Raw genomic sequence first — 7,145 nt, forward strand, 5'->3', positions numbered from 1 at the left:
AAAATGCAATGGCAATCATGCCGGATGGCGGCTTCGCCTGATCCGGCCTACGGTATTTGATAGTCCCGTTTTCAGGAGCAAACAGTGCAAAGTGTTGATGTAGCAATTGTTGGTGGCGGCATGGTGGGACTGGCGGTTGCCTGCGGCTTGCAGGGCAGCGGGTTACGCGTTGCCGTATTAGAACAACATGTTCCGCAGCCTCTGGCGGCGGATGCACCTCCTCAGCTTCGCGTGTCGGCCATTAACGCCGCCAGCGAAAAACTACTGACCCGTCTTGGCGTATGGTCAGACATTGTCGCCCGTCGGGCATGCTGTTACCACGGGATGGAAGTCTGGGACAAAGACAGCTTTGGGCGCATCGAATTTGATGACCAAAGCATGGGCTATAGCCATTTAGGACATATCGTTGAAAATTCGGTGGTCCACTACGCGCTGTGGCAAAAGGCGCAGCAGTCGGCGGATATTACGCTAATGGCTCCGGCAGAACTTCAGCAAGTGGCCTGGGGGGAGAACGAAGCTTTTCTGACCCTGAAGGATGGCTCGATGCTGACTGCGCGCCTGGTCATTGGCGCGGACGGCGCAAACTCCTGGTTGCGTAACAAAGCGGATATCCCGCTGACCTTCTGGGATTATCGCCATCATGCGCTGGTGGCAACCATTCGTACCGAGGACGCGCACGGTGCAGTTGCCCGCCAGGCGTTCCATGGCGAAGGCATTCTGGCGTTCTTACCGCTCAGCGATCCGCATTTGTGCTCTATCGTCTGGTCACTCTCGCCGCAGGAAGCAGAGCGCATGCAACTGGCAAGTGTTGACGCGTTTAATCAGGCGCTGAATATCGCCTTTGATAATCGGCTGGGACTATGTCGCGTTGAGAGTGAACGTCAGGTGTTTCCGCTAACGGGGCGCTATGCTCGCCAGTTTGCCGCGCACCGCCTGGCGCTGGTCGGTGATGCGGCACATACCATCCATCCGCTGGCAGGACAGGGGGTTAACCTCGGTTTTATGGATGCTGCGGAGCTGATTGATGAGCTAAAACGTCTGCAACGCCAGGGGAAAGACATCGGTCAGTACCTCTATCTGCGTCGCTACGAGCGTAGCCGTAAGCACAGTGCAGCGGTGATGCTGGCCGGTATGCAGGGGTTCCGTGAACTGTTTGCTGGCGCGAACCCAGCGAAGAAACTGCTGCGTGATATTGGTCTGAAACTGGCCGATACCCTGCCAGGCGTAAAACCACAACTCATCCGTCAGGCGATGGGATTAAACGATCTTCCTGAGTGGTTGCGCTAACGTCCGTCAGGACAATTTTAAGAGTTTGAGACCCGTCACACTTTCCTCTCCCGGCCTGCGCGCCGGGATGCTTCTCTCATTTGAAATAATCTAATTTCACGCTTCTTTTCGCATTAGTTTTTTTAATATTACTATTTTCTCATAACGCCATTTTTGACATTTTTTCCACATTTAATATGGATTGATGACGATTTGTTTCGTTTTATCTATCTTTTGCTCTGATTTTATGGCGGTTAACTGGTTTTTTATTCTGCCGGTGATGTGGCTATTTTTAGCCATAAGCTAATGTGATGGTTAATTTTGCCTTATGGTTTAGCGTCTGTTTCAGTGGTAAGTTCAAGACAAAGAGAACGTTTGCGTCGCAGCCCCCGGAGCGGCTGCGGTGCTGGGTTTCGTGGCGAAAATTTCACCGCGAAAGAGTTGATAGCCCCGCTTATTCAACGAGGAAAAGATGGCTCAACAGACTCCTTTGTACGAACAACACACGCTATGCGGCGCGCGCATGGTTGATTTCCATGGCTGGATGATGCCTCTGCATTACGGTTCTCAGCTCGACGAGCACCACGCTGTTCGCACCGATGCCGGTATGTTTGATGTGTCGCACATGACCATCGTCGACCTGCGCGGCAGTCGCACCCGGGAGTTCTTGCGTTATCTGCTGGCAAACGACGTCGCGAAGCTAACGAAAACCGGTAAAGCCCTTTACTCCGGTATGCTCAATGCGTCGGGCGGTGTGATTGATGACCTGATCGTCTACTACTTCACTGAAGATTTCTTCCGCCTCGTTGTTAACTCCGCCACCCGCGAAAAAGACCTCTCCTGGATAACCCAACACGCTGAACCTTACGCTATCGACATCACCGTTCGTGATGACTTGTCGATGATTGCGGTGCAGGGACCGAATGCTCAGGCTAAAGCAGCCACGCTGTTTACTGAAGAACAGCGCCATGCGGTAGAAGGCATGAAGCCGTTCTTTGGCGTGCAGGCGGGTGATTTGTTTATCGCCACCACTGGCTATACCGGCGAAGCGGGCTATGAAATCGCCCTGCCTAATGAAAAAGCCGCGGATTTCTGGCGTGCGCTGGTCGACGCAGGCGTACAGCCATGTGGTCTGGGCGCGCGCGATACGCTGCGTCTGGAAGCAGGTATGAACCTGTACAGCCAGGAAATGGACGAGGGTATTTCTCCGCTGGCCGCCAACATGGGCTGGACCATCGCGTGGGAACCGGCTGACCGCGACTTCATTGGTCGCGAAGCGCTGGAAATGCAGCGTGAAAAAGGTCACCAGCAGCTGGTTGGCCTGGTAATGACCGAGAAAGGCGTACTGCGTAATGAACTGCCGGTGCGTTTCACCGATGCGGCGGGCAATGCGCATGAAGGCATTATCACCAGTGGTACGTTCTCTCCGACGCTGGGCTACAGCATTGCACTGGCGCGCGTACCTGCGGGTATTGGCGAGACGGCAATCGTGCAGATCCGTAACCGTGAAATGCCGGTAAAAGTGACTAAACCTGTTTTTGTGCGTAACGGCAAAGCCGTCGCGTGATTCATCCTTTTTGGAGATTGATTGATGAGCAACGTACCAGCAGAACTGAAATACAGTAAAGAACACGAATGGCTGCGCAAAGAAGCAGACGGCTCTTACACCGTAGGGATCACCGAACATGCTCAGGAACTGCTGGGTGACATGGTGTTCGTTGACCTGCCAGAAGTGGGTGCCACTGTTAGCGCGGGCGACGACTGCGCGGTTGCGGAATCCGTAAAAGCGGCTTCCGATATCTATGCGCCAGTGGGCGGTGAGATTGTGGCGGTGAATGACGCGCTCAGCGACTCCCCGGAACTGGTGAACAGCGAGCCGTATACCGGCGGCTGGATCTTCAAGATCAAAGCCAGCGACGAAAGCGAGATCGAATCACTGCTGGATGCCACTGCGTACGAGGCATTACTGGAAGACGAATAAGATTGTGCCGGATGGCACTGCGTTTATCCGGCCTACGGTTTTATGTAGGCCCGGTAAGCGTCAGCGCCACCGGGCAATTGAGTTAGAGACAATCACGATTCACTGCACGTTTCAGGAACCATCGCCCATGACACAGACGTTAAGCCAGCTTGAAAACAGCGGCGCTTTCATTGAACGCCATATCGGACCGGACGCCGCGCAGCAGCAAGAAATGCTGAATGCGGTTGGCGCCGAGTCGTTAAACGCGCTGATCGGCCAGATTGTGCCGAAAGACATTCAGCTCGCAACCCCGCCACAGGTGGGCGAGGCGGCGACCGAATACGCTGCGCTGGCAGAGTTAAAAGCCATCGCCGGGCGTAACAAGCGCTTCACGTCCTACATTGGCATGGGTTATACCGCCGTGCAGTTACCGCCGGTTATCCTGCGTAATATGCTGGAAAACCCGGGTTGGTACACCGCATATACGCCGTATCAACCAGAAGTCTCCCAGGGCCGTCTGGAAGCACTGCTTAACTTCCAGCAGGTGACGTTGGATCTGACCGGTCTGGATATGGCTTCCGCTTCACTGCTGGATGAAGCCACTGCGGCTGCCGAAGCCATGGCGATGGCAAAACGCGTCAGTAAACTGAAAAACGCCAACCGCTTCTTTGTGGCGTCTGATGTTCATCCGCAAACGCTGGATGTTGTCCGTACCCGTGCGGAAACCTTCGGCTTTGATGTCATCGTTGACGACGCAGCAAAAGCGCTGGATCACCAAGATGTCTTCGGGGTGCTGCTGCAACAAGTGGGCACTACCGGTGAAGTTCACGACTACAGCGCGCTGATTGCTGAACTGAAAGCGCGTAAAGTGGTGGTCAGCGTAGCGGCCGATTTTATGGCGCTGGTTCTGCTGACTGCGCCGGGCAAACAGGGCGCGGACATTGTTTTCGGCTCCGCTCAGCGCTTTGGCGTACCGATGGGTTACGGCGGCCCGCACGCGGCATTCTTTGCTGCCAAAGACGAATTCAAACGCTCCATGCCAGGCCGTATTATCGGCGTCTCCAAAGATGCCGCAGGTAATACCGCTCTGCGCATGGCGATGCAGACTCGCGAGCAGCATATCCGCCGTGAGAAAGCGAACTCCAATATTTGTACCTCGCAGGTACTGCTGGCAAACATCGCCAGCCTGTATGCCGTTTACCACGGTCCAGTCGGACTGAAGCGCATTGCGAACCGCATCCACCGCCTGACCGATATTCTGGCCGCGGGTCTGCAACAGAAAGGGTTGAAGCTGCGTCATGCGCACTACTTTGACACCCTGTGTGTCGAAGTCGCTGATAAAGCGGCCGTGCTGGCGCGTGCCGAAGCGGCAGAAATCAACCTGCGCAGCGATATTCATAACGCGGTAGGCATTACGCTCGACGAAACCACCACCCGTGAAAATGTGGTGCAGTTGTTTAATGTTCTGCTGGGCGACAGCCACGGCCTGAACATCGATACGCTGGATAAAGACGTGGCGCTCGACAGCCGTTCTATTCAGGACAGCATGCTGCGTGATGATGCGATCCTGAGTCATCCGGTGTTCAATCGCTACCACAGCGAAACCGAGATGATGCGCTACATGCACTCGCTGGAACGTAAAGATCTGGCGCTGAATCAGGCAATGATCCCACTGGGTTCCTGCACCATGAAGCTGAACGCGGCCGCCGAGATGATCCCTATCACCTGGCCTGAATTTGCTGAACTGCACCCGTTCTGCCCACCAGAGCAGGCGGAAGGGTATCAGCAGATGATTGGTCAGCTTTCTGAGTGGCTGGTAAAACTGACCGGTTATGACGCCGTCTGCATGCAGCCGAACTCCGGCGCACAGGGTGAATATGCGGGCCTGCTGGCGATTCGTCACTATCACGAAAGCCGTAACGAAGGTCATCGCGATATCTGCCTGATACCGGCCTCTGCTCACGGTACTAACCCAGCTTCCGCCCAGATGGCGGGAATGCAGGTGGTCGTGGTGGCCTGTGATAAAAACGGCAACATCGATCTTGGCGATCTGCGCGAAAAAGCGGCGCAGGCGGGTGAAAACCTGTCCTGCATTATGGTGACCTATCCATCCACCCACGGCGTGTACGAAGAAACGATCCGTGAAGTATGCGAAGTCGTGCATCAGTTTGGTGGCCAGGTTTACCTCGATGGCGCGAACATGAACGCTCAGGTCGGTATAACCACGCCAGGCTTTATCGGCGCGGATGTTTCACACCTCAACCTGCATAAAACCTTCTGCATTCCGCACGGCGGCGGCGGCCCGGGTATGGGGCCGATCGGCGTTAAATCGCACCTCGCACCGTTTGTGCCGGGTCACAGTGTGGTACAGATTGAAGGCATGCTCACCCGTCAGGGCGCGGTATCTGCCGCACCGTTCGGTAGCGCCTCCATTCTGCCAATCAGCTGGATGTACATCCGCATGATGGGCGCAGAAGGTCTGAAGCAGGCAAGCCAGGTGGCAATTCTGAATGCCAACTACATTGCCAGCCGTCTGAAAGATGCCTACCCGGTGCTGTATACTGGTCGCGATGGCCGTGTGGCGCACGAGTGTATTCTCGACATTCGTCCACTGAAAGAAGAGACCGGCATCAGCGAGCTGGACATTGCCAAGCGCCTGATCGACTACGGTTTCCATGCGCCAACCATGTCGTTCCCGGTAGCGGGTACGCTGATGGTGGAGCCGACGGAATCTGAAGGTAAAGTGGAATTAGATCGCTTTATTGATGCGATGCTGGCAATCCGCACAGAGATCGATCGTGTGAAAGCAGGCGAGTGGCCACTGGAAGATAACCCGCTGGTTAACGCGCCGCACACCCAGAACGAGCTGGTGGCGGAGTGGAATCACGGTTACAGCCGTGAAATTGCGGTGTTCCCGGCTGGCGTGGCAAATAAATACTGGCCAACGGTGAAACGTCTTGATGACGTTTACGGTGACCGTAATCTGTTCTGCTCCTGCGTGCCGATGAGCGAATATCAGTAACTTTTCCGCGTAGTAAAGCAGTGTATAGGCCGGGTAAGGCGAAGCCGCCTCCCGGCTTTTTCATATCTGGAGGTATCCATGGGAATCGCACTTGTTACTGGCGGAAGTCGCGGTATTGGGCGCACAACTGCGCTACAGCTGGCAGAAGAGGGTTACACCGTTGCGGTTAACTTCCATCACAATATTCGTGCGGCAACCGAGGTGGTGAATCACATTGCGTCAGCAGGCGGCAAAGCATTTGCCCTGCGGGCGGATATCAGCGATGAAAGCCAGGTTGTGGCAATGTTTGAGGCGATCGACCGAGAAGGTGAACCACTGGCTGCGCTGGTGAACAATGCCGGGATTTTGTTCGAGCAGAGCACGGTAGAAAACTTTACTGCCGAACGCATCAACCGCGTAATGGCAACCAACGTTACCGGTTATTTCCTGTGTTGTCGGGAAGCGGTTAAGCGGATGTCGTTGAAGCATGGCGGTAAGGGCGGGGCGATTGTTAACGTCTCGTCAGCAGCATCAAGGCTGGGCGCTCCATTTGAATATATCGACTATGCAGCGTCGAAAGGGGCGGTAGATACGTTGACGACGGGGTTAGCGCTGGAGGTGGCGGCGCAGGGTATCCGTGTGAACGGCGTGCGTCCTGGCCTAATCTACACCGACATGCATGCGTCTGGTGGGGAGCCCGGACGGGTTGATCGCGTAAAGTCGATGTTACCGATGCAGCGTGGCGGACAACCGGAAGAAGTGGCGCAGGCTATCACCTGGCTGCTGAGTGAGAAGGCGTCTTACGTAACGGGCAGTTTTCTGGAGCTGGCGGGTGGGAAGTAGCGCGTTGATTGCCGGATGGCGCATCGCTTATCGGCCTACGGGAAATTAATGTGTAGGCCGGATAAGGCGTTTACG

5 protein-coding genes are annotated in these 7,145 nt (G+C 55.3%); all 5 read left to right on the forward strand.

What is annotated here, in order from left to right:
- Positions 1–84 precede the first annotated feature (84 nt).
- Positions 85–1,287, forward strand: a complete 1,203-nt coding sequence (ubiI, locus tag FDW95_RS04380; RefSeq protein ID WP_096755789.1) for an FAD-dependent 2-octaprenylphenol hydroxylase — start codon at positions 85–87, stop codon at positions 1,285–1,287.
- Between the two features lie 451 nt (positions 1,288–1,738).
- Entirely contained in the window at positions 1,739–2,833 is a 1,095-nt protein-coding gene (gene gcvT, locus FDW95_RS04385; RefSeq protein ID WP_115257536.1) for a glycine cleavage system aminomethyltransferase GcvT, read from the forward strand.
- Between the two features lie 24 nt (positions 2,834–2,857).
- Positions 2,858–3,247 carry a glycine cleavage system protein GcvH gene (gcvH, locus tag FDW95_RS04390; RefSeq protein WP_045447282.1) on the forward strand — a complete coding sequence of 130 codons (390 nt, stop codon included), beginning with the start codon at positions 2,858–2,860 and terminating at the stop codon, positions 3,245–3,247.
- 127 nt (positions 3,248–3,374) lie between these two features.
- The gene (gcvP, locus tag FDW95_RS04395) at positions 3,375–6,248 is read left to right on the forward strand and encodes an aminomethyl-transferring glycine dehydrogenase (protein ID WP_096755792.1); all 2,874 of its coding nucleotides are present in this window, start codon (positions 3,375–3,377) and stop codon (positions 6,246–6,248) included.
- A gap of 78 nt (positions 6,249–6,326) precedes the next feature.
- Complete coding sequence (locus FDW95_RS04400; RefSeq protein ID WP_115257537.1) at positions 6,327–7,070, forward strand: SDR family oxidoreductase; 744 nt, start codon at positions 6,327–6,329, stop codon at positions 7,068–7,070.
- Positions 7,071–7,145 lie beyond the last annotated feature (75 nt).

It is taken from the genome of Citrobacter sp. wls718 (genome assembly GCF_005280945.1).
In the GTDB taxonomy this organism is placed as follows: Bacteria; Pseudomonadota; Gammaproteobacteria; order Enterobacterales; family Enterobacteriaceae; genus Citrobacter; species Citrobacter gillenii.